At 46.9% G+C, this 25,678-nt stretch carries 23 protein-coding genes and 1 rRNA gene; 3 read left to right on the forward strand and 21 right to left on the reverse strand.

Annotated elements, in window-relative coordinates:
- Positions 1 to 162: 162 nt before the first annotated feature.
- Positions 163 to 273, forward strand: a 5S ribosomal RNA gene (gene rrf / locus BM202_RS18410).
- A gap of 129 nt (positions 274 to 402) precedes the next feature.
- On the opposite strand, the gene BM202_RS18415 is transcribed toward rrf, so the two are convergent.
- The 15 genes from BM202_RS18415 to ilvD all read right to left on the reverse strand — a co-directional run bounded on the left by BM202_RS18415 (position 403) and on the right by ilvD (position 16,217).
- Entirely contained in the window at positions 403 to 864 is a 462-nt protein-coding gene (locus tag BM202_RS18415) for a hypothetical protein (protein WP_093828779.1), read from the reverse strand.
- Between the two features lie 99 nt (positions 865 to 963).
- The gene (locus BM202_RS18420) at positions 964 to 2,103 is read right to left on the reverse strand and encodes a 2-isopropylmalate synthase (protein ID WP_093828781.1); all 1,140 of its coding nucleotides are present in this window, start codon (positions 2,101 to 2,103) and stop codon (positions 964 to 966) included.
- Between the two features lie 261 nt (positions 2,104 to 2,364).
- Entirely contained in the window at positions 2,365 to 3,441 is a 1,077-nt protein-coding gene (leuB, locus tag BM202_RS18425; RefSeq protein ID WP_093828783.1) for a 3-isopropylmalate dehydrogenase, read from the reverse strand.
- 117 nt (positions 3,442 to 3,558) lie between these two features.
- A complete protein-coding gene (locus BM202_RS18430) occupies positions 3,559 to 4,254 on the reverse strand; it encodes a class I SAM-dependent methyltransferase (RefSeq protein WP_093828785.1) in 696 nt (231 codons plus the stop codon).
- Positions 4,255 to 4,388: 134 nt separating this feature from the next.
- Positions 4,389 to 5,909 (reverse strand): alpha-isopropylmalate synthase regulatory domain-containing protein, encoded by a 1,521-nt coding sequence (locus tag BM202_RS18435; RefSeq protein WP_093828787.1) that lies wholly within the window; start codon positions 5,907 to 5,909, stop codon positions 4,389 to 4,391.
- Positions 5,910 to 6,012: 103 nt separating this feature from the next.
- The gene (leuD, locus tag BM202_RS18440; protein ID WP_093828789.1) at positions 6,013 to 6,609 is read right to left on the reverse strand and encodes a 3-isopropylmalate dehydratase small subunit; all 597 of its coding nucleotides are present in this window, start codon (positions 6,607 to 6,609) and stop codon (positions 6,013 to 6,015) included.
- Between the two features lie 75 nt (positions 6,610 to 6,684).
- Positions 6,685 to 8,094, reverse strand: coding sequence for a 3-isopropylmalate dehydratase large subunit (gene leuC, locus BM202_RS18445; RefSeq protein ID WP_093828791.1), 1,410 nt, complete (start codon positions 8,092 to 8,094; stop codon positions 6,685 to 6,687).
- Between the two features lie 128 nt (positions 8,095 to 8,222).
- Positions 8,223 to 9,083 carry a helix-turn-helix transcriptional regulator gene (locus tag BM202_RS18450; protein WP_093828793.1) on the reverse strand — a complete coding sequence of 287 codons (861 nt, stop codon included), beginning with the start codon at positions 9,081 to 9,083 and terminating at the stop codon, positions 8,223 to 8,225.
- 27 nt (positions 9,084 to 9,110) lie between these two features.
- On the reverse strand, positions 9,111 to 9,437 hold the full coding sequence (locus tag BM202_RS18455) for a DUF5615 family PIN-like protein (RefSeq protein WP_093828795.1): 327 nt from the start codon (positions 9,435 to 9,437) through the stop codon (positions 9,111 to 9,113).
- Positions 9,421 to 9,657, reverse strand: coding sequence for a DUF433 domain-containing protein (locus BM202_RS18460; RefSeq protein WP_093828797.1), 237 nt, complete (start codon positions 9,655 to 9,657; stop codon positions 9,421 to 9,423). Before BM202_RS18460 ends, BM202_RS18455 begins: the two co-directional genes overlap by 17 nt.
- 13 nt (positions 9,658 to 9,670) lie before the next feature.
- A complete protein-coding gene (ilvA, locus tag BM202_RS18465; RefSeq protein ID WP_093828799.1) occupies positions 9,671 to 10,945 on the reverse strand; it encodes a threonine ammonia-lyase IlvA in 1,275 nt (424 codons plus the stop codon).
- A gap of 127 nt (positions 10,946 to 11,072) precedes the next feature.
- Positions 11,073 to 12,116: a ketol-acid reductoisomerase gene (gene ilvC / locus BM202_RS18470; protein WP_093828801.1), complete on the reverse strand. Its 1,044-nt coding sequence runs from the start codon at positions 12,114 to 12,116 to the stop codon at positions 11,073 to 11,075.
- Between the two features lie 41 nt (positions 12,117 to 12,157).
- Positions 12,158 to 12,691: an acetolactate synthase small subunit gene (ilvN, locus tag BM202_RS18475; protein WP_093828803.1), complete on the reverse strand. Its 534-nt coding sequence runs from the start codon at positions 12,689 to 12,691 to the stop codon at positions 12,158 to 12,160.
- 1 nt (position 12,692) lies between these two features.
- Positions 12,693 to 14,438, reverse strand: coding sequence for a biosynthetic-type acetolactate synthase large subunit (gene ilvB / locus BM202_RS18480; RefSeq protein ID WP_093828805.1), 1,746 nt, complete (start codon positions 14,436 to 14,438; stop codon positions 12,693 to 12,695).
- A gap of 78 nt (positions 14,439 to 14,516) precedes the next feature.
- Positions 14,517 to 16,217 carry a dihydroxy-acid dehydratase gene (gene ilvD, locus BM202_RS18485; protein ID WP_093828807.1) on the reverse strand — a complete coding sequence of 567 codons (1,701 nt, stop codon included), beginning with the start codon at positions 16,215 to 16,217 and terminating at the stop codon, positions 14,517 to 14,519.
- A gap of 125 nt (positions 16,218 to 16,342) precedes the next feature.
- Here ilvD and murQ point away from each other — a divergent pair, with 125 nt between their 5' ends.
- Together murQ and BM202_RS18495 are read left to right on the forward strand one after the other, a co-directional pair.
- The gene (gene murQ / locus BM202_RS18490; RefSeq protein ID WP_093828809.1) at positions 16,343 to 17,152 is read left to right on the forward strand and encodes an N-acetylmuramic acid 6-phosphate etherase; all 810 of its coding nucleotides are present in this window, start codon (positions 16,343 to 16,345) and stop codon (positions 17,150 to 17,152) included.
- 63 nt (positions 17,153 to 17,215) lie between these two features.
- Positions 17,216 to 17,785: a hypothetical protein gene (locus BM202_RS18495; protein WP_093828811.1), complete on the forward strand. Its 570-nt coding sequence runs from the start codon at positions 17,216 to 17,218 to the stop codon at positions 17,783 to 17,785.
- Between the two features lie 3 nt (positions 17,786 to 17,788).
- On the opposite strand, the gene BM202_RS18500 is transcribed toward BM202_RS18495, so the two are convergent.
- The 6 genes from BM202_RS18500 to BM202_RS18525 form a co-directional block, all read right to left on the reverse strand.
- Positions 17,789 to 19,036, reverse strand: coding sequence for an AGE family epimerase/isomerase (locus tag BM202_RS18500; protein WP_093829236.1), 1,248 nt, complete (start codon positions 19,034 to 19,036; stop codon positions 17,789 to 17,791).
- A 109-nt stretch (positions 19,037 to 19,145) separates the two neighbouring features.
- Positions 19,146 to 21,635 (reverse strand): endopeptidase La, encoded by a 2,490-nt coding sequence (gene lon / locus BM202_RS18505; protein ID WP_093828813.1) that lies wholly within the window; start codon positions 21,633 to 21,635, stop codon positions 19,146 to 19,148.
- A 184-nt stretch (positions 21,636 to 21,819) separates the two neighbouring features.
- Complete coding sequence (locus tag BM202_RS18510) at positions 21,820 to 22,290, reverse strand: DUF6702 family protein (protein WP_245776712.1); 471 nt, start codon at positions 22,288 to 22,290, stop codon at positions 21,820 to 21,822.
- Positions 22,291 to 22,363: 73 nt separating this feature from the next.
- A complete protein-coding gene (gene rseP, locus BM202_RS18515) occupies positions 22,364 to 23,680 on the reverse strand; it encodes an RIP metalloprotease RseP (RefSeq protein ID WP_093828815.1) in 1,317 nt (438 codons plus the stop codon).
- Between the two features lie 236 nt (positions 23,681 to 23,916).
- Complete coding sequence (locus BM202_RS18520; RefSeq protein WP_093828817.1) at positions 23,917 to 25,089, reverse strand: 1-deoxy-D-xylulose-5-phosphate reductoisomerase; 1,173 nt, start codon at positions 25,087 to 25,089, stop codon at positions 23,917 to 23,919.
- Entirely contained in the window at positions 25,086 to 25,673 is a 588-nt protein-coding gene (locus BM202_RS18525; protein WP_093828819.1) for an HNH endonuclease family protein, read from the reverse strand. The genes BM202_RS18520 and BM202_RS18525 overlap by 4 nt, the downstream gene beginning before the upstream one ends.
- Positions 25,674 to 25,678 lie beyond the last annotated feature (5 nt).

The following is a 25,678-nucleotide window of genomic DNA, read 5'->3' on the forward strand; positions in this document are numbered from 1 at the left end:
CGTGTGTTGAGTAGATAGTTTTACAGGATCGATACCTGGACGAAGATAGTAAGCACAAGGGCCGGTAAGGCTCAGGGTCTCTCTCTGTAGGAAAAAAGACAAAAGGCTTTTTGGTCCGCCCCCGGGTAGCTGGGTTGGCAGGATCAAGCAAGAGTCCATTAGGTTGGTGCTGGTAAGGCGGGTGGTCACCTCTTCCATTTCGCACAGAGCCGTTAAGCCCCGTACTGCCGATGGTACTGCTGTCACAAGCGGGAGAGTAGGAAGGTGCCACCTAGGGAAATAAGTCAAAACGCCGTGTTCTAGCTAGAACACGGCGTTTTGCGTTTTAGATACCCTTATAGATTAGTGGCAAGGTATTGCAAGAAACTCAATAGTTTCTTGTTTTGAAGCAGTTAATTCGAACTATACGAGTTCAAAACTCTGTAGATTGGGTAACGTTATTTTATCAATCAACTGCTCTTCTAATAATTCGGCCCATGCAGTCATATAAGAAACTACGTCTTCACGTACGTTATGTTTTAAATGCCTTTTCTCAAGTGGAAGCCGTACTAATATCTGTCGATCATCAAGTCTTTCAAGGTGCTTTAAGTCCTCGAGTAGCATGCCTGCATTAAGCATTTCATTAATTAAGAGATCTATGGGCATTTGACTCGTTTGACAATAGTCTTCAGCTTGTTCGTTCCAATCACCGTGTCGTTGCATGGCGTACCGATGTATCTGGTCTTTACTAAGTTTGGTTAACTCTTGTGCCAAATTACCGCAATTGCATCCACCCATGTGACCCCACTGATAGGGTGCACCATTTTTTAATTTATGGGCTGTCTGGCGAAGAGCATTAATTAATTCAGGAGTTGGGCGGGCCATGGTGATCAGAATTTATATGTGTGATCCTCTTATTGCCGGAACACTACGTTTCGCCGTTTTGTTCGCCACAAAAAAGCCTGTCATGTGACAGGCTTTTTATTATCGTACCAATTCCATTAAATCTTTATCATTAACTTGTTTCCGAATGTCAGCCATATCAAGGAAACGTGTGTAAATACCGTCAAGCGTTGGCTTGTCATAGCGGAAGCCTAATAATTCAAGTCGATGTTTTAAGGCATGTCGGCCGCTACGAGCTGTTAGTACGATGGATGATTCAGGTACTCCGACATCATGCGGGTTCATGATCTCATAATTTTCGGAATGCTTCAGAAAGCCATCCTGGTGAATGCCTGATGAGTGCGCGAACGCATTTCGGCCTACAATTGCTTTATTCGCCTGGACGGGCATTCGCATCATCTGCGAGACTAAGTTACTAACCGGGAATAGACGGGTGGAATCGATATTCGTATGTAAGCCCAATTCCTTTTTCACCTTTATTGCCATGACAACCTCTTCAAGCGACGTATTACCAGCCCGCTCTCCAATGCCATTCATGGTTACTTCAACTTGCCGTGCCCCATTCATAACACCAGCTAGCGTATTGGCTGTTGCTAAGCCAAGATCGTTATGACAGTGAATAGAAATCGTCGCTTTATGAACGTTTGATACGTGTTCGTAGATGTAGGCTATCTTTCGGCCATATTCATCAGGTAAGCAATAACCCGTTGTATCTGGAACATTTACAACTGTAGCGCCAGCGCTGATAACAGCCTCCGTAAGTTGTGACAAAAATACTAGGTCAGCGCGGCCAGCATCTTCCGCGTAAAATTCGACGTCTTCAACGTATGTTTTAGCATGTTTAACGGCCGCAACAGCTTGTTCAAGAATCTTCTCCCGAGTGCTATTGAATTTATTCCGAATATGAATATCTGATGAGCCAATGCCGGTGTGAATTCGACCTCTTTTAGCCCATTTAAGCGCTTCACCCGCTGCATCAATATCACCTTTGACAGCTCTACTAAGGGCACATATCGTTGGTTCTGTTACGGCTTTGGATATTTCTACTACTGATCGAAAATCACCTGGACTAGAGATAGGAAAACCTGCTTCGATAATATCTACGCCCATCCGCTCTAGTTCTTTTGCTACTACAATTTTTTCTTCTGTAGTTAGCTGGCAACCTGGTACTTGTTCGCCGTCGCGCAGGGTGGTGTCGAAAATATAAACTCGTTGGCTCATGATCCGGTAATGATTGAAATAGTAATAGTATATTTAATATATAAAAAAGCCCTTTCCAAGTGGAGAAAGGGCTTTTTTATATTGCATGTCCTTCTCCGTTCTTAAAAAACGCTTAGCTTTTGCAGTCGATACGTAAGGAGATTAAGCATAAATAGTGTTTGCGAAATTTCGCTGAACGCGTAAATACGCTGCAAAAGTAGACGTTTTTACGAATTCTGCAAATCAATTATCAATATTTAATTAATAAAGTCAGCTTGCAAATCAAGGGATTAACTGCTGCAAAATTTGATGTCCCATTGCCCCCGTGCCTAAAATTTTATCTGGCGAGGTGCTACTATTTGCAATGTCGCCAGTACGAAACCCTGCTTTCAAGACGGCATCAACAGCATCAATTATGGCTTGGGCTTCTGCTTTAAGTCCAAATGAAATATCTAGTAATAGGGCTACTGATAGAACTGATGCCAATGGATTGGCTACGCCTTTGCCCGTAATGTCATGTGCTGAGCCATGAATAGGTTCATAGACGCCTGTGCTGTCGCCAACCGAAGCTGAGGCCAACATGCCCATCGATCCAGCAATCTGACTAGCTTCATCCGTTAAAATATCGCCAAAAAGATTACCCGTAACCACGACGTCGAAACGCTTTGGGTCTTTGATTAGTAACATCGCGGTCGCATCAACAAACTGGTGTTCAACCGTCACATCCGGGTATTCAGGAGCGAGTGCCTGTACTACCTCTCTCCACAAACGGCTGCTTTCCAATACATTGGCTTTATCAACCGAACACAGCTTTTTGCTACGTGTGCGAGCCGCTTCAAATGCCTTTCTAACAATACGTTCAACTTCGTATTTGCTATAAATCATGGTGTCGTAAGCAGTATTACCTTCGTCGAGCCGTTCGCGCTTGCCGAAGTAAACATCACCGGTCAACTCACGAAAGAATAGAATATCGGCTCCACGCAGAATTTCCGGCTTAATGCTCGATGCGTCCAACAGCTCGTCAAAGAGTTTGATAGGGCGTAGGTTAGCATACAGGCCTAATTCTTTGCGCATTTTTAACAATCCTTGCTCGGGCCGTACTTTTGCCGATGGATCATTGTCGTACTTGGGGTGACCGACCGCGCCAAAAAGAACAGCATCGGCATTTTTCATTTTGGCTAAGGTTTCATCAGGTAGTGGGGAGCCAGTAGCCTCGATTGCAACGTGACCAATGAGCGCTTCGTCGTAGGTGAACTCGTGTCCGAACTTATGGGCAATTGCCTCCAGAACCTGCTTACCAACTGTCGTTACTTCAGCTCCGATGCCATCACCAGGAACCACAAGAATGTGTTTTTTCATTTTGAAGGGAAAAAGACCGAAACCATGTTGCTTTTCTACGAGAATTGCACTTGTTCGTTCTTTAGGGTATTTGAACTAATTGGAAAAAATAAAACCAGGTTTAGGGTAATAAGACTCTTATTTTGGTCGAACGGCTTCAGCAATCACGTTCTTGCCAATAACTTGGCCAATAGTTAATTTATCGAATAACCGGCTTACCGGGAAAATTACCCGATCATAAAGGATTACCGACTCTTTCGTGATGCGACCGTCTTTGCCAAGCCATTTGTAAATCAGTGAGATAAAATAGCCAGCAAAGTCATAGTATTTTACGCTCGTAACGTGCAGGCCGGCATCTTCTAAAATCTGGCGAACCAATTTCTTATCGTAGCGCCGGTAATGACCGACGTGTTCGTCCATATTACTGAAAATCTCCTGCCGGGCGGGGACGAACACCTTAATGCGTCCGCCAGGTTTGAGCTTAGTATATAATTCTTTTACAATCTCACCGTGGTGCTCTATGTGCTCCAATACGTTAATTGTATAGATCAAATCATATTTTTTCGTGAGCTGGCTGATGTCCGTATAAATGGGTTGTTTGATCAACGGCAAAAGCTCTGGATCGATCTCAGCTGCATCGACGCTGCCCAGCGGAAACCGATTGGCATACTCTCCATTACCAGCACCAAAATCTAATACAGCCTCACCAGGACGAATATCGCGGGCGACCCAATTATACAGACCGCTGTTATAATTGATAGCGTGGCTCATCATAGCCAGATTGTCTGACCCGTTATATTCTACTTTTTCTGCTGTTTGTTTTGCCTGACTCATATAGGACGATTTAAACGTTGATACGTTATATAGTCTATTTTATAAAGCACGAAGTTATTAAATGAATCGCTATAAATGCCAAAATTGGCTTTTTCCGTGAGTCAGAGCCACAAGGATGTGCTTACCTATCGTGTTTAATCCAGCGCGTTCAGCATTTTTTGGGTCGCCTTGATCGCCGACACCGTTTGATCGGAGTCAAGACCACGGGTCTTAAATTCACGATTGTTATACGTCCAGGTAATAATTGTTTCGCAAAGAGCATCGGTTCGGCCTCCCGTCGGAATCCGTACCGCGTAATCGGTAAGCACCGGTAGGCTGAGTTTCTTTTTGCTATAAACCTTTTTCAGCGCGTTCATGAACGCGTCATATTGCCCGTCGCCCTGTGCGTTTTCTTCGAAGAACTCCGCGTCAATCCGCACCCGTAATGTAGCCGATGGCTTGAGGTCTTTTGAGTGTGTCAATACGTAGTTGAGAACTTCTACCCGCGAAGCTACGGCATTAGTATTCAGTATATCGGAAATAATGTAGGGTAAATCTTCGCGTGTGACAGCCTCTTTCTGATCGCCCAACTCGATAACCCGTTGGGTAACCTTTTTCAGGTCGCCTTCCGACAATAAGATGCCTAATTCACGAAGATTATTTTCGATATTCGCTTTCCCCGACATTTTGCCGAGCGCGTAGCTACGTTTGCGGCCAAAGCGTTCGGGTAACAGCGTATTGAAATACAGGTTGTTCTTCTTGTCGCCGTCGGCATGAATACCCGCTGTTTGGGTGAATACATTATCGCCAACGACGGGCTTGTTGTCGGGAATCCGAAGCCCCGAAAATGTCTCAACAATTTTGCTAACCTGATACAGCGATTTTTCGACTACGCCCATTTTTACGTCCGGCATAAAATCACGTAGCACCGCGATAGCACTGGCCATTGGTGCATTACCCGCTCGTTCGCCCAAGCCATTGACCGTAAGATGGATACCATGCGCGCCCGCTCGTATGGCTTCCATTACGTTAGCAATACTGAGGTCGTAGTCGTTGTGGGCGTGGAAATCGAAGTGCAGGTTGGGATAACGACTTACCAGCGGACTGATAAATGTGTAGGTCTCGCTAGGTGTAAGCACGCCCAACGTATCAGGCAATAGTACCCGACGTATTGGTTGTGTCTGGAGGAAATCCAGGTACTGAAGCACGTAATCTGGCGAGTTACGCATGCCATTGCTCCAATCTTCCAGGTAAACATTCACTTGTAAATCAAGCTTTTGCGCATCATAAATTAGCTGCTGGATATCGGTAAAATGTTCCTCTGGCGTTTTCTTAAGCTGGTGAGTCAGGTGGTTGAGCGAACCTTTTGTCAGCAGGTTCATCACCTTCGCGCCCGACATTTGCATCCAGTTGAGGGAAGCTTGGCCGTCAACGAATGTCAAGACCTCAATTTTGTCGAGTAATCCGACTTTAGCAGCCCAACTGGTAATCTGCTGTACGGCTTCCAACTCACCTGCCGATACGCGGGCCGAAGCGACTTCAACCCGATCCACTTTGACCTCGGTAAGCAGTAATTGCGCCAGAGCCAGTTTCTCGGACGCTGAAAACGACACCCCGCTGGTTTGTTCACCATCGCGGAGTGTCGTATCCATAATTTCAATGTAGCGACGTTTCATGTTCAAAGAGCGAAAGAGTGAAATCGGACCGCCAAAGCGGGGTGAATGAGCGAAAAAGTATTGACGTCTTGGTCACTCTTTCGCTCATCCACTCGTTCACTCTTTAAAATGGCCGTGTTTCGGCGAAGGCTTCGATTTCAGTTTTCATCGATAGTAGATAGTCGATATCATCGTAGCCATTAATGAGATTATCTTTTTTGTACTCATTGATGGCAAAGGTTTCGCTCTCTCCCGTCGCCAACAACGTAATGGTCTGCGTAGGTAAGTTAACTTCCAGTTCTGTCTTTGGATCGGCTTCGATGGCCGAGAAGATTTTCTCCAGAAATTCAGGACTGACACGTACCGGCAGGATGCCGACGTTGATGGAGTTATTCTGAAAAATATCGGCAAAAAAACTCGACACTACACAGCGGAAGCCATAGTCATAAATGGCCCAGGCTGCGTGCTCGCGGCTCGATCCGCTGCCAAAATTTTTGCCGCCAACGAGGATCTTTCCAGAGTAAGTTGGATCGTTCAGCACGAAATCAGCCTTGGGTGTATTGTCGTTATTGTACCGCCAGTCGCGGAAAAGGTTATCACCAAACCCTTTGCGTTCAGTGGCTTTCAGGAAACGGGCGGGTATAATTTGGTCAGTGTCTACGTTCTCATTCGGCATGGGAACGGCAGTACTACGTAATACGGTGAATTTGTCGTAAGCCATCTTTTTAATGAATGATATAAAATGAATAATGGGTGTGTCATGAACGATATGCCTATGAGCTTAAACCAGGCGGCATTATTCACTATCCATTAAAACGCGCGGGTCGCTAACAACGCCAGTCACAGCGGCTGCGGCTGCTACCAGCGGACTGGCCAGCAGTGTGCGTGCACCCGGCCCCTGGCGACCTTCGAAGTTACGGTTGGAGGTAGAAACGGCGTATTTACCCGCTGGAACTTTATCTTCATTCATGGCGAGGCAAGCTGAACAACCGGGCTGACGCAATTCGAAACCGGCTTGGGTCAGGATGTCCAGAATGCCTTCATCTTTGATCTGCTTTTCAACGATGTGCGATCCTGGTACTAACCAAGCTGTTATGTTATCGGCTTTCTGACGGCCTTTCACAATGGATGCAAACGCACGGAAGTCTTCGATACGTCCATTGGTGCAACTGCCCAGGAACACAAAATCGACCGGCTTGCCAATCATGGTTTCGTTTTCGGCGAAGCCCATATACTGTAGCGATTTCTTATAGCTCGCTGAACCATCTTTCACGGCATCGGCCATTGGAATCTGGTGTGTTACACCCGTTCCTAAGCCCGGATTCGTGCCATACGTAATCTGGGGTTCAATATCAGCTGCGTCGAAGGTTAGATCAAGATCAAACGTAGCACCTTCATCGGTTTTGAGCGTTTGCCAGTACGGAACCAGTTTATCCCATTGTTCGCCTTTGGGGGACAGTTCGCGGCCTTTCAGGTAGTCGAGCGTGGTCTGGTCGGGAGCAATCATGCCGCCCCGTGCCCCCATTTCAATGGTCATGTTGCAAACCGTCATCCGGCCTTCCATGCTCATGTTCTCGAATACCTCACCGGCATACTCCACAAAATAACCCGTGGCTCCGCTGGCCGACGTCTGCGAGATGATATACAGAATCACGTCTTTGGGCAGCACAGCTTTACCAACTATACCGTTAACGGTTATCCGCATTTTCTTCGGTTTTGGCTGCATGATGCATTGCGTTGCCAGCACCATTTCAACTTCCGACGTACCAATACCGAAGGCGATAGCCCCAAACGCACCGTGCGTTGAGGTGTGCGAGTCGCCACAAACGATGGTCATGCCTGGTAGCGTGATGCCGTTTTCGGGACCTACTACGTGTACGATACCATTTTTCACGTGGCCCAGGCCCCAGTGCGAGATGCCGTAATGATTGGCGTTACGTTCCAGTGCCGCCAACTGATTGGCCGACATCGGATCAGCTACTGGTAAGTGTTGGTTGAGTGTTGGCGTATTGTGGTCGGCAGTCGCGAATGTACGTCCGGAAAACAACACCGGTGCGCCCCGGCCTTCAAGGCCCAGAAACGCCACCGGGCTGGTTACTTCGTGGATAAAATGCCGGTCGATAAATAATACATCGGGACCGTCTTTAACCTGCCGGATGACGTGTGCATCCCATACTTTATCGAACAGGGTTTGTGGGGTACTCATAGCGGTTGGTATAACTTTTCTATTGTGTTTTCCCTGCTGTCGCTGTTGCAGAGAAATAAGGTTACAAAATTGACAAATCTTACGAAAATATGGATCTCGCCATTCGTCCAGTAAATAGCGATTTTAGCTCAGCTTACTCGTTTGGGTGTAAAACCGTATTGATGCTTATAGGCTTTAATGAAGTGGGACACACTTTCATAACTAATCTCCATACTTACTTCCGATACGTTCTTATCAGTGTTTCGAAGTAGAAAATGAGCATGTTCGAGCCGTTTACTACGTATCCAATGCCCGGGTGAGGTGTGGAAATGATCTTCAAAATCACGTTTGAATGCCGACAGGCTACGTCCTGATAACCTTGCCAACTCATTCATCGACAGTGGCTTAAGTAAATAAGTGCTCATTAGGTAGTCAAGGTCGGTTTTCTGGCCTTGATAAATGTGCCACAGAATAGCGCGTAGTTGCTCTAACGTATCGAGTTCAAGCAGATGTAGTAATAACTCCTGAAATTTTAATCGCAATATCTCATTCAGAAAGGGAGTTTTAGACCCGAAATAAGGCAATAGCGAGTCGATAAACGTAGTAAATGTAGGTGACGACGAGAAAGACAGAATGAGATCAGTCGGTAACGAGGTCGAGGTTGTCTGAAACACGGATAGATGCTGACTGACGAATTCTTTCAGCAATTTCTCATTCACGAAAAACACCAGACTCCGATAACTAGTATCGATGGATTCGTTCATGGAGTAGCAACCTCGCTGGAAGAAAAGAATATCTCCTTTGCGTACATGCAATTCCTGTGTAGGTGAACTAAATTTTTTTTCGCCCTCCAGTACCACGATAACGGCATGTTCCTCAAAAAATACCTCGTTCCGTTCGGGATATACGTCGCTGCGGTAGGCGACAAACGTCATTTCTGAAGCATCGGGACGTCGAATGCTCAACGACTGAAATTGGCTGGGTTGGATGGAGGAGGGGACGCGGAGCATGGCTGTTTAGATAAATTGCCTTGCTGATCAGCCAGCTGAAATCACTATAGCGCCAGTTGGGAGATCATATTTAAGAACATGATTCATCTTTGGCAGGAGTGGTTTCAGAAAAGGCATAGCGTTACTATACACATTCAGTACTAGCACAGCTATCGGATATTTTGCAAAATTTTGTTGATACTTCAGATTCTTGTCGAACGTAATAAGTACCTCAAAACCTTCGGCTAACATCAATGCCAACAACTCGCCGTTCTTTTTACTCTGCCAGCCCATATCACGGACAGTATAAATTTCATGATCAGGAAAATGCTGTTTCAACGCTTTAGGTAAGTTTTCGTCAATCAGCAATTTCATAGATCAAGGGCAATAACTTTTCCGAATTGAGTGCTTTACTCGCCATTTCAAGTACTTTGATAGCTTGCTCCCGTGCGACGGATGGAAAATCTTTTAAAAAATCATCCAATGAAATTCCTACTTCTAAATGCATAAACAGTGATTCAATAGGAACCCGAGTTCCCGAAAAAACAGGAGTACCAAATTGAATTTCTGGATCAATTGTGATAGGATTTGCCATAACTATTTTCTTTTTACACCAAAAACTGAAAGATATCAGGTTGGTCGTTCAGGTACTCAAACACGATATTCTGTGCGTTCATTCGCTGGATGAGCGGCTCGAAGTCTTCTCGATGTTTTAATTCAATGCCCACTACGGCCGGACCGGTTTCCCGGTTCGTTTTCTTCGCGTATTCGAAACGACTGATGTCATCATCCGGGCCTAATACGTTCAGGAAATCACGGAAAGCACCCGCCCGTTGCGGAAACCGGATGATGAAATAGTGTTTTAGCCCTTCGTATAACAGCGATCGTTCCTTGATTTCTTCAGTCCGGGTAATGTCGTTGTTGCCGCCACTCACTAGGCACACTACGTTCTTGCCTTTAATCTCATCCTTGATCATGTCCAGTGCGGCAATAGTCAGGGCACCCGCTGGTTCAGCCACAATGGCGTCTTCGTCGTACAGTTTCAGGATAGTCGTACAAACTTTACCCTCGGGAACCAGCAGAACGCGGTCGAGGTTTTGGCGACAAATTTCAAACGTAGTATCACCCGGTCGTTTGACGGCAGCTCCGTCAACAAATTTATCAATCTTGTCAAGCGCTATAACATGACCTTCGTCGATGGAAATCTTCATGGATGGAGATCCCAGCGGTTCAACTCCAATCAGTTTGGTTTTAGGACTCAACTGTTTGAATACAATTGAAACACCAGATGCCAGACCGCCCCCACCAATGGCCATTAACAGGTAGTCGATCTTGACGTTTGAGTCTTTGAAAATCTCCAGGCCAACGGTTCCCTGTCCTTCCATGACCTGTAAATCGTCAAACGGATGGACAAATATGCTTTCGTGGGTGTTGACATACTCGATAGCTGCATGAAACGCGTCATCGAACGTATCGCCCGTTAAAATGACGTCTACGAATTCTTTGCCGAACAGCTTTACCTGCTTCACCTTCTGGTTTGGCGTAGTGGTAGGCATAAAAATCGTGCCCCGGACAGCCATTTTCCGGCAGGCATAAGCAACGCCCTGCGCGTGATTTCCGGCACTGGCACACACAACACCTTTAGCGAGTGATTCGGCGGGCAGACTAGCCATTTTATTATAGGCCCCCCGAATTTTATAGGACCGAACAACCTGCAAGTCCTCTCGTTTCAGGTAAATATTGGCCTCATAACGGTCGGACAGGTTAATATTTTCCTGCAATGGCGTATGGGACGCTATCCCCTGAAGTCGCTCAGCGGCCAGGTAAATGTTATCAAGGTCGGGAAAAGTTATTTTCTTATCGTTTTCGACAACTGTGCTCATAGTGTAAAGTTACGAAACAAAAGAATGGGAATACGGCAAGCCTACCGCCCTGTAAACGCAAATTGGGCAGATTATCACAGATTGTGTATCCATGATGACCTGCCCAACGCTACGTTCGTATTCAAGGCTAGCTACGTTCTGGACGTAGTGACCGCACGGCGGCACCTGCCCGCCACATTTCAGAATCGCGCAGTTCGGCTAGTTCTACTTCGAGTTTCTCGCGGTAGTCAGGCTGCGAGTTGCGGGTGATGCTGATTTCGGCTTGTTCCTGCGATTTTACAGAATTATATAACTTCTCAAAAACAGGCTTGGTTGCATCATGGAAAGGCTTCCACCAATCGAGCGCACCCCGTTGAGCAGTAGTCGAACAGTTGGCATACATCCAGTCCATCCCGTTTTCGGCAACCAGCGGCATCAGCGATTGAGTCAATTCTTCAACAGTTTCGTTGAACGCTTCCGAAGGACTGTGGCCATTGGCACGTAGTACTTCGTATTGAGCAGCAAAAATACCCTGAATGGCACCCATCAAGGTACCACGTTCGCCGGTCAGGTCAGACGTTACTTCTTTGTAGAAATCGGTTTCGAATAGATAGCCCGAACCAACACCGATGCCCATGGCAATGGCTTTGTTACGTGCATTGCCACTCGCATCCTGATAAATAGCAAACGACGAGTTCAAGCCTTTGCCTTCTACGAACAAGCGACGTAATGACGTGCCCGAACCTTTAGGCGCTACCAGGAACACGTCAACATCGGAAGGAGGAATAATACCAGTTTTTTCTTTATACGTAACGCCGAAACCGTGCGAGAAATAGAGTGATTTGCCGGGCTTAAGCGCAGCTTTTACGGTTGGCCAGAGTTCAATCTGAGCGGCATCGGAGAGCAGGAAGCAAATGATCGTGCCTTTTTCCAGCGCTTCTTCGATTTCAAATAGTGTTTCGCCTGGAACCCAGCCATCAGCGACGGCTTTATCGTAGGTTTTACCTTTACGTTGTCCAACGATAACATTGAAACCATTGTCGCGCATATTCAGCGACTGACCAGGACCTTGTACACCATAGCCGATAACGGCAATAGTTTCATTGGCCAGCTCTTCGCGGGCTTTTTCCAGCGGAAATTCTTCCCGCGTTACAACTTGTTCCTCAACTCCTCCGAAATTAATCGTTGCCATGTTTAATTGGTTTTGGTACTCGTATTGGGGTTACTAATTGGTTACAGATAATAGGCCCATTCGGACTCGGGCAGGTATTCGACAAGACCTTTTTCAGTTTTGCCCACCGCTACCCGGCCGGATCGAACAAACTCTAAAATCTCATATTGCTTGATATAAGCGAAAAACTCAAAAATGTCGGTGTCGTTGCCGGTTTTTTCGATTACTACGTAGTCTAAGCCCCAGTAAACAACCCAGGCTTTGTATTCCTTATTGATCGTCTCAACATCCAGCGATTTACTGCCTAACGGCGTCGAAATTTTGAACAAGGCAATTTCATTGTACACGATTTCATCGTTGAGATAGCCGAAAACCGCCATCACCTCCACGATTTTACGAATTTGGCGAACGAGCTTTTCAACTTCTTCGCGGGATTCGTGTTTGATAACAATCGTAAATCGGGATACGCCTTTCCGTTCCGTTTCGGATACGGTCAGGCTCTCGATGTTGATCCGTCGGCGTGTGAAAATAATCGTGATGCGGTTCAGCAACCCGATTGTATTTTCGGTAAATATGCAGATAGTGTAGGTAGTCATCTTATTTCAATCTAATCTGCGAAACACTGGTCCCGGCGGGTACCATCGGAAATACGTTTTCTTCTTTCTCAACGATCACTTCGAGCAGATAAGGCCCTTCGTGAGTCAGCATTTTATCCAGCGATTCGGCCAGATTACACCGTTCGTCGCAGGTATGGCCATCCATGCCGAAGCCTCTGGCAATGGTGATAAAATCAGGGTTTTGTAATTCGACAAATGAATACCGACGCTCGTGGAACAACTGCTGCCATTGACGTACCATACCCAGGAAGTTGTTATTCAGGATAATCGCCTTGACGGGCTGTTTATTTTGAACGATGGTGCCCAATTCCTGCAACGTCATCTGAAAACAACCATCGCCGATGATGGCTACAACCTGCCGATCGGGTGCACCAACCTGAGCCCCAAAAGCGGCTGGTAAGGCAAAACCCATCGTACCCATACCGCCCGACGTAACCAAACTGTTGGGTCTGCGGAACTGGTAATAGCGGGAAGCCATCATCTGGTGTTGGCCTACGTCTGTTACCAGAATAGCCTCACCTTTCGTTTTCGTCGATAGCATGTCAATCACTTCCGCCATTCTGATTTTCCCCTCTACGCTGGTCAGCTCAGGAACCGTAATGGTTTCGTTTTCAATGGCGTCGTATTTTCTGAACTCATTCCGCCAGATCGTATGATCATTGGGTTTTACCAGTTGAATTAACGCTTTCAGGGCTTCTTTGGCGTCTCCAACAACTGGCGCATCGGCATGAATGATTTTGTCGATTTCCGACGGGTCGATTTCGATGTGAATGACTTTTGCCTGTTTAATATACTTGCTGGCATCACCCGTTACGCGGTCATCAAAACGCATGCCGATGGCGATAATCACGTCAGCATGATCGGTCATAACATTAGGTCCGTAGTTGCCGTGCATACCCAGCCAGCCAACATAAAGTGGGTGATTGGTTGGAATCGTAGATTGTCCCAATAGTGTAGTTGCGACTGGAATGCCCGTTTTTTCAACGAATTCCCGTAGCTCATCCTCCGCTCTGGCAATCTGAACGCCGTGGCCCACTAATACGTAAGGACGTTTAGCTGAGTTGATTAACTGAGCAGCCGCTTCAACCTGTTCGTGTTTAGGTACCCGACGTGGCCGGTAGCTGATTATGCTCTGACAACGCTCATAAACGAATGGCTTCGTCATCAGTTCCAGTTGCGCACTCTTCGTCATATCAATCAGAACGGGACCTGGGCGGCCCGACTGTGCGATGTAGAACGCCTTTGATAATATCTCTGGAACTTCATTCGCATCGGTGACCTGGTAGTTCCACTTGGTGATAGGCATCGTGACGCCCATTACATCTGCTTCCTGAAAGGCATCGGTACCAAGCAGTTTTTTAGCGACCTGACCAACGATGCAAACCATTGGGGTAGAGTCGATAAGGGCGTCAGCAATTGCCGTAACAAGGTTGGTGGCACCCGGCCCGGACGTAACAAGGCAAACACCCGCCCGGCCCGTCACCCGTGCATAACCTTCAGCTGCGTGGCCTGCGCCTTGCTCATGACGAACCAGAATGTGATTGATATGCTCCTGGTAGTCGTAAAGCGCATCATAAACGGGCATAATAGCTCCACCAGGATAGCCGAAAATGGTGTCCACGCCTTCGGCTATGAGGGCTTTCATCAGGGCGTGTGACCCGTTGATGTAAGTAGGAGCCGGTATTTCCTCTACGGCTTTCGGCATTTCGATGGTGATAGCTTCCATGACGTATGGTCAGTTTAAGGTCGTTTCAGTTTGTTGTTGTCATGATACTACGCGTTTACACTACGTAGTGATATTCATTTAATCTTCATCCGTTACGCATCCTTCACTCGCGGATTTCACATTTCGGATGTATTTGCCTAATACACCTTTGGTGAAAGGCGGAGCCGGTTGCGTCCAGCGACTTTTACGATCGGCCATTTCCTCATCCGATATATGCAAAATTAGTTGACGGGTTTCTGCGTCAATGGTGATGCGGTCGCCATCATGAACGAGAGCAATTGGTCCACCGTCGAAGGCCTCGGGTGTTACGTGGCCTACCACGAAGCCGTGGGTGCCACCCGAAAAACGACCGTCGGTAATTAAGGCAACTTTGTCGCCAAGTCCCGCACCCATAATGGCTGAGGTAGGTTTCAGCATTTCACTCATACCAGGGCCGCCTTTTGGCCCAGCATTACGTATCACGATAACTTGGCCTGGTAGAATTTCGCCTTTCTGAAGCGCGTCGATCACTTCACCTTCGTGCTCGCATACTTTCGCTGTACCGTCGAATTGTAACCCTTCCTTACCCGTAATCTTGGCTACCGAACCGGTAGGGGCGAGGTTACCCCGCATGATTTGAATATGCCCCGTCGCTTTGATTGGCTTGCTCAGGGGGAAGATAATTTTCTGGGTGTCAAAATTTAGATCAGCCGCTTCTTCAAGGTTTTCGGCTACCGTTTTACCCGTAACCGTCATGCACTCCCCATGGATAAATCCGTTCTGATGTAAGTATTTCATCACGGCTGGTACGCCCCCAATAGCGAGCATATCCTCCATGTAATATTTACCGCTTGGCTTCAAATCAGCTAACAATGGAGTCCGGTCGCTGATCGCCTGAATCTCGTCAAGTGTCAACGTAATACCCGCTGCCCGGGCAATAGCCAGATAATGCAGCACCGCATTTGTCGAGCCGCCGAGCGCCATCACAATTGTTAACGCGTTTTCAAGCGATTGCCGGGTGATAATTTCTTTCGGCGTAATGTTGCGTTCCAGCAATAGCCGCATAGCAGCACCAATTTTTTTACATTCCTCCTGCTTCCCTTCGTGCGTAGCTGGGTAAGTACTGCTAAACGGCAGACTCAGGCCCATCGCTTCGATGCTGCTGGCCATCGTATTAGCCGTATACATACCGCCACAGGCTCCAGCACCTGGAATGGAATTTTTAATAACGCCTTCATAATCTTCGTCGGAGATGTTGTTAGCGTATTTTTTGCCCAGCGCTTCAAAGGCTGAGACGATATCTAATTTTTGTCCTTTATAGTGTCCCGAACGTATCGTGCCCCCATAAACCATGATACCTGGGCGCTCTAGTCGAGCCATTGCCATGACGGCACCCGGCATGTTTTTATCGCAGCCAACGACCGTGACAACGCCATCATACCACTGTGCCGCTACGACTGATTCGATTGAATCGGCAATGAGGTCACGGCTGGGCAGCGAATAGCGCATGCCATCGTTGCCGTTCGTCATGCCATCGGATACGCCAATCGTGTTGAAGATCAATCCTACTAATCCACTTGCCTGAATGCCCTGTTTTACGTAGACAGAAAGGCCATTCAGGTGCATGTTACACGTATTGCCTTCGTAGCCCGTACTGGCAATGCCAATTTGTGGCTTCTGCATGTCTTCCTCAGTCAGGCCTACACCATATAGCATAGCTTTGGCAGCTGGGTTACTGATTTCCTGCGTTAAGGTGCGGCTAAATCGATTTAGTTCGGTAGTAGGATGCTCGGCAATCATAATCAACAGTTAGCGAAATTTCGCTGATAGTGTAATAACGCCGTAAATAAAGGGGTTGTTTTTTGGAAAGGCAAGAAAAAATCGATTATTTATTAGTTAAAATTGGGCTGTATTACTTTTGAGGTATGACTACAGAAACTACATCTTATTACGACAATCTTGAGCAAATGTCGGTCCATGACTTGCTGACGAATATTAATAAAGAAGATCAAACCGTGCCCTTTGCGGTTGAGCAGGCAATTCCACAGATCGAAGCGTTGGTAAGTGAAATTGTCAAACGTATGCGCCAGGGCGGGCGACTTATTTACATTGGCGCTGGCACAAGTGGCCGACTTGGCGTAGTGGATGCCTCTGAATGCCCACCGACGTACGGTGTTCCGCACGATTTGGTCATTGGTCTGATGGCTGGTGGTGACGGTGCCATTCGAAAGGCCGTTGAGTATGCGGAGGATGACGCTGAGCAAGCCTGGAAAGACATTGCTCCCTATCAACCCGACGAACACGACACTGTTATTGGTATTGCGGCTTCAGGTCGAACGCCCTACGTAATTGGTGGGCTGAATCAGGCAAGGGCGGCTGGACTGTTGACGGGCTGCATTGTTTGCAATGCTGGCTCAGCCGTTGCGCAGGCAGCTGAGTTGCCCGTAGAAGTGGTCGTTGGCCCGGAGTTCGTAACGGGTAGTACACGTATGAAAGCCGGCACGGCTCAAAAACTCGTCCTGAACATGATTTCGACTTCAGTCATGATTCAATTGGGTCGTGTGAAGGGAAATAAGATGGTCGATATGATGCTCACGAACATCAAATTGCAGGATCGGGCGGCCAAGATGGTCATGAGCGAAATTGGCGTTAGTCGCGAAGAGGCTGAAGCATTATTAGCGAAGTTTGGCAATGTACGTGGGGCAATTGACGGATTTAGTCAGACGGAAGAATGAGCTGTCCGTAAAGTAATCTGCTATCCTTTTGCGTCTTCCTTTTTGAATCATAGTCAGAAAGCGATGAACAAAAAAATACTGCTTATTGGCCGTAATCCCAACGTACTGGCCAGCTTAGCCGACGCCCTAACACATGAAGGACTTGTCGTAAAAACCACGAATCTTGTTGAACGGGCTAGTCAGGATTTCGATGCTGCCGAGTTTGACCTGATTGCCTTTGGACGAGGAGTTGACGAACAAACTAACTCGTTGCTTAAAGCTGATTTCATAGCCCAAAAGTCGTCAATACTGTTTGTTGATGGGTTAGCGCTTATTACTACCTTATTAGTCAAGCAAATTCAGTTAGTACTTGCTGATAGGCCATTTGCTGAAAAAGTGATTGCTGAATTTAGCTGTCAGCAGCATGAGCGTTTGACAATACACATTACGGTATTAACTGACTGCCAGCTACTAATTGATCTGTATGAACTTGATGCTGTGCACCATACACGACAGGAAACCCTTGTCAGTACGTTTGTAGTCGCGGGAAATCACTCTTTTAGTGTCGATCTACAGGTTGATGGTACGTCGACAATCAACTTTCTCGTGGCCGAAGTTGCCAATCTTGCTTTAGCGGTATTGCCGCTTCAGTAAGAGTTATGAACTAATCGGAAGACCAGATCGGCCAATTCGCTCTCTAGGTTGGATTTTATCACCTTGGGTCAATAGCTGGGCTGTTTCGGCCAGGCACCGGATCAGCGAAAAACAGCCAACCGACGGAAGCGATTTGACGGTCAACAAAGGCTGAGCTTGTCGGTCAAGTACTAACTGCCAACCGGCTTGTGCTGGGTCGGGAAAGTGCTGGAAGGTATAATCGTGGATACGTTTGAACCATCTGAGACAATCTGGATGGCGTGTGTATAAATAGCCTTTTATCAGGGCATTAATGGCTTCAACCTGTACCCAGGCCCACTTTTGCTGCCAGTCGGGAAAAATAACCGGCTGACCTTTCATGTCTACGTATTGATTCAGGCCACCGCCGGTTTCATCCCAGGCCTGCTCGCAAGCTTGCAAACACCACGCAACGACCTGAGACGCCAGTTTGCGGTTGACGTTTCCCAATACCCCACCTCTGTTGTCGCTACTTTCGGAATAGACGTCAAGCAAATAACTAGCCGTCTGAAAGATTAGCCCAATCGCAAGTCGCCGACCTTGGGGCGTATTAACAAAGGCGCCTTCGGGTAGTATAGATTCACGTAACGTGTCGGTACGTCGATCTACAAATTCGTGCAGTAACTCCTGTATAATACTGTCTCGCGATTCTTTCCATGTTTCTTCATCTAGTAAAGGCTGCATTTCCAAAATCGCCTTCAATACGGCAATCGGTTCGCTCAAGTGGCGGAGTTGTCGAAGGCCACCCAGTACATCGATTTGCTTTGCACGATCGGCTTCTCTACGCTGGCGTAAGTTCGAGAATACTTGTTTCGCCAGCATCGCCCATTCATCCTCACCAGTCGCCCGGTGAAGTTGTGCGTAGGCGATAATGGTAAAACTGTCGGGTATATAATCCGATGCGGCAGCAACCGGACGGCCTCGGCGGTCAAGTTGAGCATAACAATGCAACGTAGCGTCCTGTGCAAACTCGCTCAGAAAGAGCGCTCCGTGGCGAGCATGTTCGAGCCAGGCTGGCTGTCCATCGACCGTATTATAGAGCCAGGCGAATGCCCAGGCTTGTTGGGCCTGCAAATCGACAGATTTATCGCTATCAATAACCTCGCCCGCTGCGCTTATACTATCAAAATAGCCCCCGTATTGGTCGTCACGGCCATGTTTGAGACAGAATGGCACAACCTGACGTAGCAACGCCTGCTGATAAAGAGCGGAGAGTTTTTGAAAATCGTGCACGGCGTAAAGATAAGAAAACGGTCGGGCCGACGTAGCAGTCAAGCAGATTTATGGAATATCCATCTCAATCTGCTTGACTGCTACGTCGGCCCGACCGTTTTCGTAACAATCAATATACTTTCTCGACTTCGCGTTGCTCTTTCTCTTCAGGAAGTATAAACTTCATGGGTTTACCAACCTGGCCGGGAAGTAAAGCGATGGCCAGCACTTGATCGACCGTATCGGCGTAATAGAACGTCAACTCTTTAATATAGGTCTGATTTATTTCCTCAATATCCTTCCGGTTCTTCGAGCAGAGAATAATCTCTTTAATACCCGCCCGATTGGCCGCCAGGATTTTCTCTTTTATACCGCCCACCGGCAATACCTTACCACGTAGCGTCACCTCACCCGTCATCGCCAGATACGGTTTAACCTTGCGTTGGGTATAAATCGAAGTCATGGAGGTCAGCATCGTAATCCCCGCCGATGGGCCGTCTTTCGGTACAGCACCAGCTGGAATGTGAATATGAAGGTCGTAATGGCTGAAAACCCGGTAGTCGATACCTAAATCATCGGCATGTGCTTTGAGGTAGGAGAGGGCCGTTACGGCAGACTCCTTCATAACGTCACCCAACTGGCCAGACAAGGTCAAAACACCTTTGCCGCGGCTCAGGCTTGATTCAATAAGCAGAATTTCACCACCAACCTGTGTCCAGGCCAGGCCCGTCACAATGCCGGCAATGTCATCGTCGGCATAAAGCTCTTTATCGAAAATCTCGGCACCAAGCATTTTAGGTATATCGCTGGCTTTGATCGTATGATTGTATTCCTCCTCCATCGCAATTGATTTGGCGATCTTACGTATCAATGCCCCAATTTTCTGTTCCAGATTCCGAACGCCCGACTCACGCGTATACGCTTCAATAATTCGCAGAATGGCTTTGTCTTCAATAACCAGATCTTTGGGTTTCAGGCCGTGATCTTTACGTTGTTTCGGAATGAGGTACTTTTTAGCAATTTGTACTTTTTCTTCAACGGTGTAGCCCGCAATGTCGATAATTTCCATCCGGTCGCGAAGGGCTGGATGAATGGTATCGAGAGAGTTCGCCGTAGCAATGAACAGGACCCGCGAAAGATCAAATTCCGTTTCAAGGTAGTTGTCCATGAAGGTTGAGTTCTGCTCAGGGTCCAGCACCTCAAGCAGGGCCGAGGATGGATCGCCCCGGAAATCGGAACTGACCTTGTCAATTTCGTCCAGAATAAAGACTGGATTGGCTGTTCCGCATTTACGGATATTCTGAATTACTTTGCCCGGCATAGCCCCTATGTAGGTCTTGCGGTGCCCGCGAATTTCGGCTTCGTCGTGAACACCGCCCAGCGCCATCCGGCTGTATTTCCTGCCTAGTGCCTTTGCTACTGATTTACCCAACGAGGTTTTACCTACACCCGGAGGCCCGTAAAGACACAGAATTGGTGCCTTCATGTCATTCTTTAGCTTTAGAACGGCGAGGTACTCGATAATACGTTCTTTAACTTTTTCCAGTCCGAAATGGTCCGTATCGAGAATCTTTTGCGCCCGCTTCAGGTCGAAATTATCCTTTGTATATTCATTCCAGGGTAAATCAACCATTAGCTCAACGTAATTCATTGTTACCGGATATTCCGGCGCCATTGGGTTGATGCGCTGTAATTTATTCAGTTCCTTATCAAAATGCGATCGAACTTCGGCTGGCCACTTCTTGCGATCGGCCTTGATACGTATCTCATCGATCTCTCGGTCGGGATTATCCATGCCCAACTCGTCCTGAAGAACTTTCATTTGCTGGCGCAAATAGTAATCGCGCTGCTGTTGATCCAGATCAGATGAGGCTTTGGATTGGATTTCGCGTTTGAGTTCAAGCAACTGCACATCGCGAAGCATATATTCCAGAAGCAAGTTCGCCTGAGGAACGGCTTCCAATGTCTCTAAAAGCCGTTGCTTATCGGCAACATCTGCATTGATATTCGACGACAGAAAATGCAATAAAAACGTTGGACTTTCGATGTTATCGAGCGCAATACGAGCTTCTTGTGGAATTTCAGGATTAAGTCGCAACACCTTATAGGCTGCGTCTTTTACGGATTGAAGCAGGGCCTTTCCTTCCTTTTTATTTACGTTCGGAAACGAGTCGTCGATCTGGCGAACCTGTGCCGTCATGAAAGGCTCTTCCTGCGTAATTTGTTGAATTTCAAAGCGCTTCTTCCCCTGGATAATGATCGTGATGTTGCCATCGGGTAACGTAATCATCTTGATGATGTACGCTACCGTACCAAAACGGTATAGATCGTCGGCGGTGGGTTCATCCTTCTGTTGATTGAGTTGCGCGGTTACACCAATAATTCGATTGCCTTTATATGCTTTCTTAACCAGCCGAATTGACTTTGACCGACCGACCGTAACGGGAATCACCATACCCGGAAACAGGACCGTATTACGTACCGGTAGAATGGGTAGATTTGGTGGTAATTCATAGTCATCATACAACCCCTCCGACGAGCCGAGCGGAACAATTTCTAAATTATCCGAATCAAAATCGGCCAGCATCAAACGGGTAGCTAACTCTTTTTCTGAAATCATAAGTACACTGCCAAACTGGCAGCCTTCAATAAGTGATAGGTGCCTAAACTACGGGGAAAGTTAAGGAAACTGAGCTAGTTGCAAGGGCCGTGCCATTCATTTATGTTATGACGAAGTGGCGGGCCTTCTGTTATTTCCACAAAATAACAAAACCAGATGATAAGCGGCCTAATAAATTTATTAATCAGAGTGAAATGTCCTGAACGGACTGGCTTTTGCGAAAAACAAATGTCTTTTTCTGATGCTGGTACTGGATATTAACCATATTGACCTGATCATCAAAATACTCCATCAATACGTTCTGTTTCAACTGCCCACCCCGAAACGGTTCTGCGTAAGGCATTTCCAGGTAGAGCCAATTGGCGTCAGCCTCAATTTCGTGCCCTACGTATTTAATCGGCTTCGCTTGTTTCTGCGGATTTATATACGCGAAATGCGCGCGGATATATTTCTCAATCAGCGCATCATTTTTATGGCTGTCACTTAAGTTGACTTTGGTGTTCGATTCGGCTGAAAGAACCTTTTCAAAATCATCCGTAAAGATGCGAATGCTGATCTCAAATACCTGCTCTTTCGGATCATACTGCATCTGCGTGACGCTGGCATGAAAATCATGCGCCGAACGACTATTTGTGAATAGCAGAACGATGAGCAAACCGCAAAGACGCACAGGGAAGCGTGAAGTACGCCAGGGTATGCTTCCCTGTGCGTCTTTGCGGTTTACTTTTTTAAAAGAAGGCTTTGAAAACGTCATTGAAAATTGCAAAAGCCATTAAACCCAGCAGCATGACCATACCCACTTTTTGAGCACCTTCCAGAAACTTGTCGGAAGGTTTACGGCCAGAAATTATTTCGTAACCTAAAATTGTGGCATGACCACCGTCGAGAGCGGGAATAGGTAACGCATTCATGAAAGCAAGGGCCATGGAGAGCAACCCCGTAACGGTCCAGAAGCGATCCCAAACCCAGATACCACCGAACAGATTTTGGGCGATACCAATGGGACCACTAAGCGCCTTAGATGCCGAGACTTCGCCCCGGAAAATTTTACCAAAACCTTTTATATTATCAAATACGACCTGAAAGGCTTTGCTTGTGCCTATCGAAAGAGCTTCACCAAACGTATAATCTATGTGAGATACCGGCAATAATTGCTCTACGCCAATTCCGATAAGGCCATCTGGCGTAACAGCTGAAGTCAATGTTAAAGACTGACTACCGCGCTGTACGGCAAGGGTAACTTTTTTGCCGGTATTTGCTTTGATAAGCTGTTGAAATTCGTGGTAAAACGGTGTTGGTTGCCCATTAACGGCTGTGATACGGTCATTCTCCTTAAGACCAGCCTTCTCTGCGGGCATGCCTTTGGCAATCGAACGGACTTTAAATGGCTCGATAGCCTCAATAAATTGTCCGGCAGCTTTCTTATCGGCCAGTTTATCCACAAAGTTATTGGGGATATAAATGTCTTCTAGTTTACCGTTCCGTTCGATCGTATACGAACTATTGTTGCCCAGTAATACGTCGGAACTGCGAATTTCATTGAAGTCTACGATCGGTTTCCCATTTACCTTAACGATTTTATCGCCCGTTTTCAATCCAATGCTTTTGGCCAGATCATAAGCGACGATACCATATTTTGCGTCCTTTGCTGCCAGATACGTATTACCGTTTTTGTAGGTCAGAATTACAAAAATCAGGATGCCAACGATGACATTGACAATAATACCACCAAGCATAACGATCAATCGTTGCCAGGCCGGTTTCGCTCTGAATTCGTAGGGCTGTGGTTCCGTGTTTGTATGAGCGGTGTCGAGCGATTCATCAATCATTCCCGAGATCTTCACAAAGCCCCCCAACGGAATCGCCCCAATCCCGTATTCTGTTTCTCCGCGTTTAATGCTAAACACTTTGGGTGGAAAACCAATAAAATATTGCTCTACCCGCATCCCAAACGCTTTGGCCGCCAGCAGGTGACCTAATTCGTGTAAGCCTACTAAGATGGACAAACCCAGAATGAGCTGTCCCGCCATAATTAAAATTTCCATTTGATCGGTTTTGTCATTAGTTGCGATTGTGAAACCGCGCTGTTATTACTTGCTGATTATCACTCAGAAACGATGTTGCCTGACTAAAACTTATTCATGCAGACGTTCAGTATTACTTGCCTGACCGCTTTCCCACGAACCTTAGTAAAACAATACCAAGGACCAGGCCAATAATAAACCAGAGCCAAAATGTCATGTGAATGAAACGTTGAGAACGACTTACAGCGTACAAACATCTAAACCAAACTTTTGATTCGCTCCGTGGCTAGCTGACGTGTTTCCTCGTCCGTAGATACGTAGTCGTCGTAGGTTGGCGCACGAACGAAAGTTGCTTTGGTCAAACACATCTCAATAATTTCTGATATGTCTAAAAAGCCAATTCGATCGTGTAAAAAGGCGTCTACGGCCACCTCGTTCGCTGCATTGATGATACAGGATGCGTTCCCGCCCAAATCCAGCGCGTCGAAAGCGAGTTGCAAATTACGAAACGTTTCCTTGTCTGGCTGTTCAAATGTGAGAGACGGATAATCCATGAAGTTGAAGCGGGGGAAATCGGACTTCAAGCGGTTTGGATAGCCAAGCGCAAACTGAATCGGCAGGCGCATATCGGGCAAACCCATTTGCGCTTTCAAGCTGCCGTCCTCAAACTGCACCAGCGAATGAACGATGCTCTGCGGGTGTACCACTACGTCGATCTGGTTGGGACGAAGATTGAAGAGCCACTTTGCTTCGATGACTTCCAGACCCTTGTTCATCAGCGTAGCAGAGTCGATTGTAATTTTGGCGCCCATTGTCCAGTTCGGATGTTTGAGCGCTTGTGCCTTCGTAACAGTCGATAAAAACTCTTTTGACTTTCCTCGAAACGGGCCGCCCGATGCCGTAAGGATGATCTTCTCAATTGGATTGTGAAACTCCCCGACCAGGCACTGGAAAATGGCCGAGTGCTCGGAATCAACCGGATAGAGGTTAACACCTTTCTGCGCGGCCAGTCGGGTAACAAGTTCGCCCGCAACGACAAGGGTTTCTTTGTTGGCTAACGCAATCGACTTTCCGGCTTCAATCGCCTTGATGGTGGGCAGCAGACCCGCGTAGCCGACCATGGCGGTCAGGACCATATCAATCGTGTCCATCTGTACCACGGAAGCGATGGACTTTGCCCCGGCATAGACCTTAATGCCGAGCGGATCGAGCGCCGAAAATACCTGATCGTAGCGGTCTTCATTGCAGATAACCACTACGTTCGGTTTTAATTCAATCGCCTGCTGAATAAGCAGCTCGGCATTATTATTAGTCGTCAGCACCTCGACCTGAAACTGATCAGCGTGGGCTTTTATCACATCAACGGCCTGGGTTCCAATGGAGCCGGTCGAGCCGAGAATGGCGATATGGCGTTTTTTTATTTCTGTCATTTAGTTTTCACTAAGTCAAAATTGACTTTTACGTCTAATTCTTCTTCAAGAGCGCGGATGAAATAAATACCTTCGGGATACTCAATTATTAATTCATCAATGTATTGTTGCGCTGGCTGATTCAAGTTATTAATCTGTTGCTTTTTTGAACTAATATATCGTTTACGTTGATCAGCCAGACGGGCATTATCTAGATCTAGCAATCGGATGAGGTTTTGAGCTTCAACATCATTTGGGTCAGCAGCAACGTAATTCCCATCAAAATATAAAATCCGCTTTTCTAGGTCTTCATCGGTAGGATGAAGTATAGGCTGATAGCTTGCCCACTTTTTCGATTTTTTTGTGTTCCAGAGGCTTTTGACTAGAAACCAATTCTTATAGTCATCATTAAGTGTATTCTTAAGCGTTGGATTAAAATGTTCGATGTGTGCGTCATCTGATGAGCCAAAGTAGGTTTCGGTATATGCGCAGATGCTATGCTGTTCTGCCGCCAATAACTGTCTCAATTCGTCATTTTTACCGTCTTTGTAAGTTAGCTGGCGTTCAATAATTTTCGACTGAGTCGACTTGATAATACGTCGCATGCCGA

It is taken from the genome of Spirosoma endophyticum, from assembly GCF_900112365.1.
In the GTDB taxonomy this organism is placed as follows: Bacteria; Bacteroidota; Bacteroidia; order Cytophagales; family Spirosomataceae; genus Spirosoma; species Spirosoma endophyticum.

Excerpts from the sequence above, each read along its gene's own strand:
- BM202_RS18415 (WP_093828779.1), bottom strand. The coding sequence starts at position 864 with ATGGCCCGCCCAACTCCTGAATTAATTAATGCTCTTCGCCAGACAGCC.
- BM202_RS18420 (WP_093828781.1), bottom strand. The coding sequence starts at position 2,103 with ATGAGCCAACGAGTTTATATTTTCGACACCACCCTGCGCGACGGCGAA.
- leuB (WP_093828783.1), bottom strand. The coding sequence starts at position 3,441 with ATGAAAAAACACATTCTTGTGGTTCCTGGTGATGGCATCGGAGCTGAA.
- BM202_RS18430 (WP_093828785.1), bottom strand. The coding sequence starts at position 4,254 with ATGAGTCAGGCAAAACAAACAGCAGAAAAAGTAGAATATAACGGGTCA.
- BM202_RS18435 (WP_093828787.1), bottom strand. The coding sequence starts at position 5,909 with ATGAAACGTCGCTACATTGAAATTATGGATACGACACTCCGCGATGGT.
- leuD (WP_093828789.1), bottom strand. The coding sequence starts at position 6,609 with ATGGCTTACGACAAATTCACCGTATTACGTAGTACTGCCGTTCCCATG.
- leuC (WP_093828791.1), bottom strand. The coding sequence starts at position 8,094 with ATGAGTACCCCACAAACCCTGTTCGATAAAGTATGGGATGCACACGTC.
- BM202_RS18450 (WP_093828793.1), bottom strand. The coding sequence starts at position 9,083 with ATGCTCCGCGTCCCCTCCTCCATCCAACCCAGCCAATTTCAGTCGTTG.
- BM202_RS18455 (WP_093828795.1), bottom strand. The coding sequence starts at position 9,437 with ATGAAATTGCTGATTGACGAAAACTTACCTAAAGCGTTGAAACAGCAT.
- BM202_RS18460 (WP_093828797.1), bottom strand. The coding sequence starts at position 9,657 with ATGGCAAATCCTATCACAATTGATCCAGAAATTCAATTTGGTACTCCT.
- ilvA (WP_093828799.1), bottom strand. The coding sequence starts at position 10,945 with ATGAGCACAGTTGTCGAAAACGATAAGAAAATAACTTTTCCCGACCTT.
- ilvC (WP_093828801.1), bottom strand. The coding sequence starts at position 12,116 with ATGGCAACGATTAATTTCGGAGGAGTTGAGGAACAAGTTGTAACGCGG.
- ilvN (WP_093828803.1), bottom strand. The coding sequence starts at position 12,691 with ATGACTACCTACACTATCTGCATATTTACCGAAAATACAATCGGGTTG.
- ilvB (WP_093828805.1), bottom strand. The coding sequence starts at position 14,438 with ATGGAAGCTATCACCATCGAAATGCCGAAAGCCGTAGAGGAAATACCG.
- ilvD (WP_093828807.1), bottom strand. The coding sequence starts at position 16,217 with ATGATTGCCGAGCATCCTACTACCGAACTAAATCGATTTAGCCGCACC.
- murQ (WP_093828809.1), top strand. The coding sequence starts at position 16,343 with ATGACTACAGAAACTACATCTTATTACGACAATCTTGAGCAAATGTCG.
- BM202_RS18495 (WP_093828811.1), top strand. The coding sequence starts at position 17,216 with ATGAACAAAAAAATACTGCTTATTGGCCGTAATCCCAACGTACTGGCC.
- lon (WP_093828813.1), bottom strand. The coding sequence starts at position 21,635 with ATGATTTCAGAAAAAGAGTTAGCTACCCGTTTGATGCTGGCCGATTTT.
- rseP (WP_093828815.1), bottom strand. The coding sequence starts at position 23,680 with ATGGAAATTTTAATTATGGCGGGACAGCTCATTCTGGGTTTGTCCATC.
- BM202_RS18520 (WP_093828817.1), bottom strand. The coding sequence starts at position 25,089 with ATGACAGAAATAAAAAAACGCCATATCGCCATTCTCGGCTCGACCGGC.
- BM202_RS18525 (WP_093828819.1), bottom strand. The coding sequence starts at position 25,673 with ATGCGACGTATTATCAAGTCGACTCAGTCGAAAATTATTGAACGCCAG.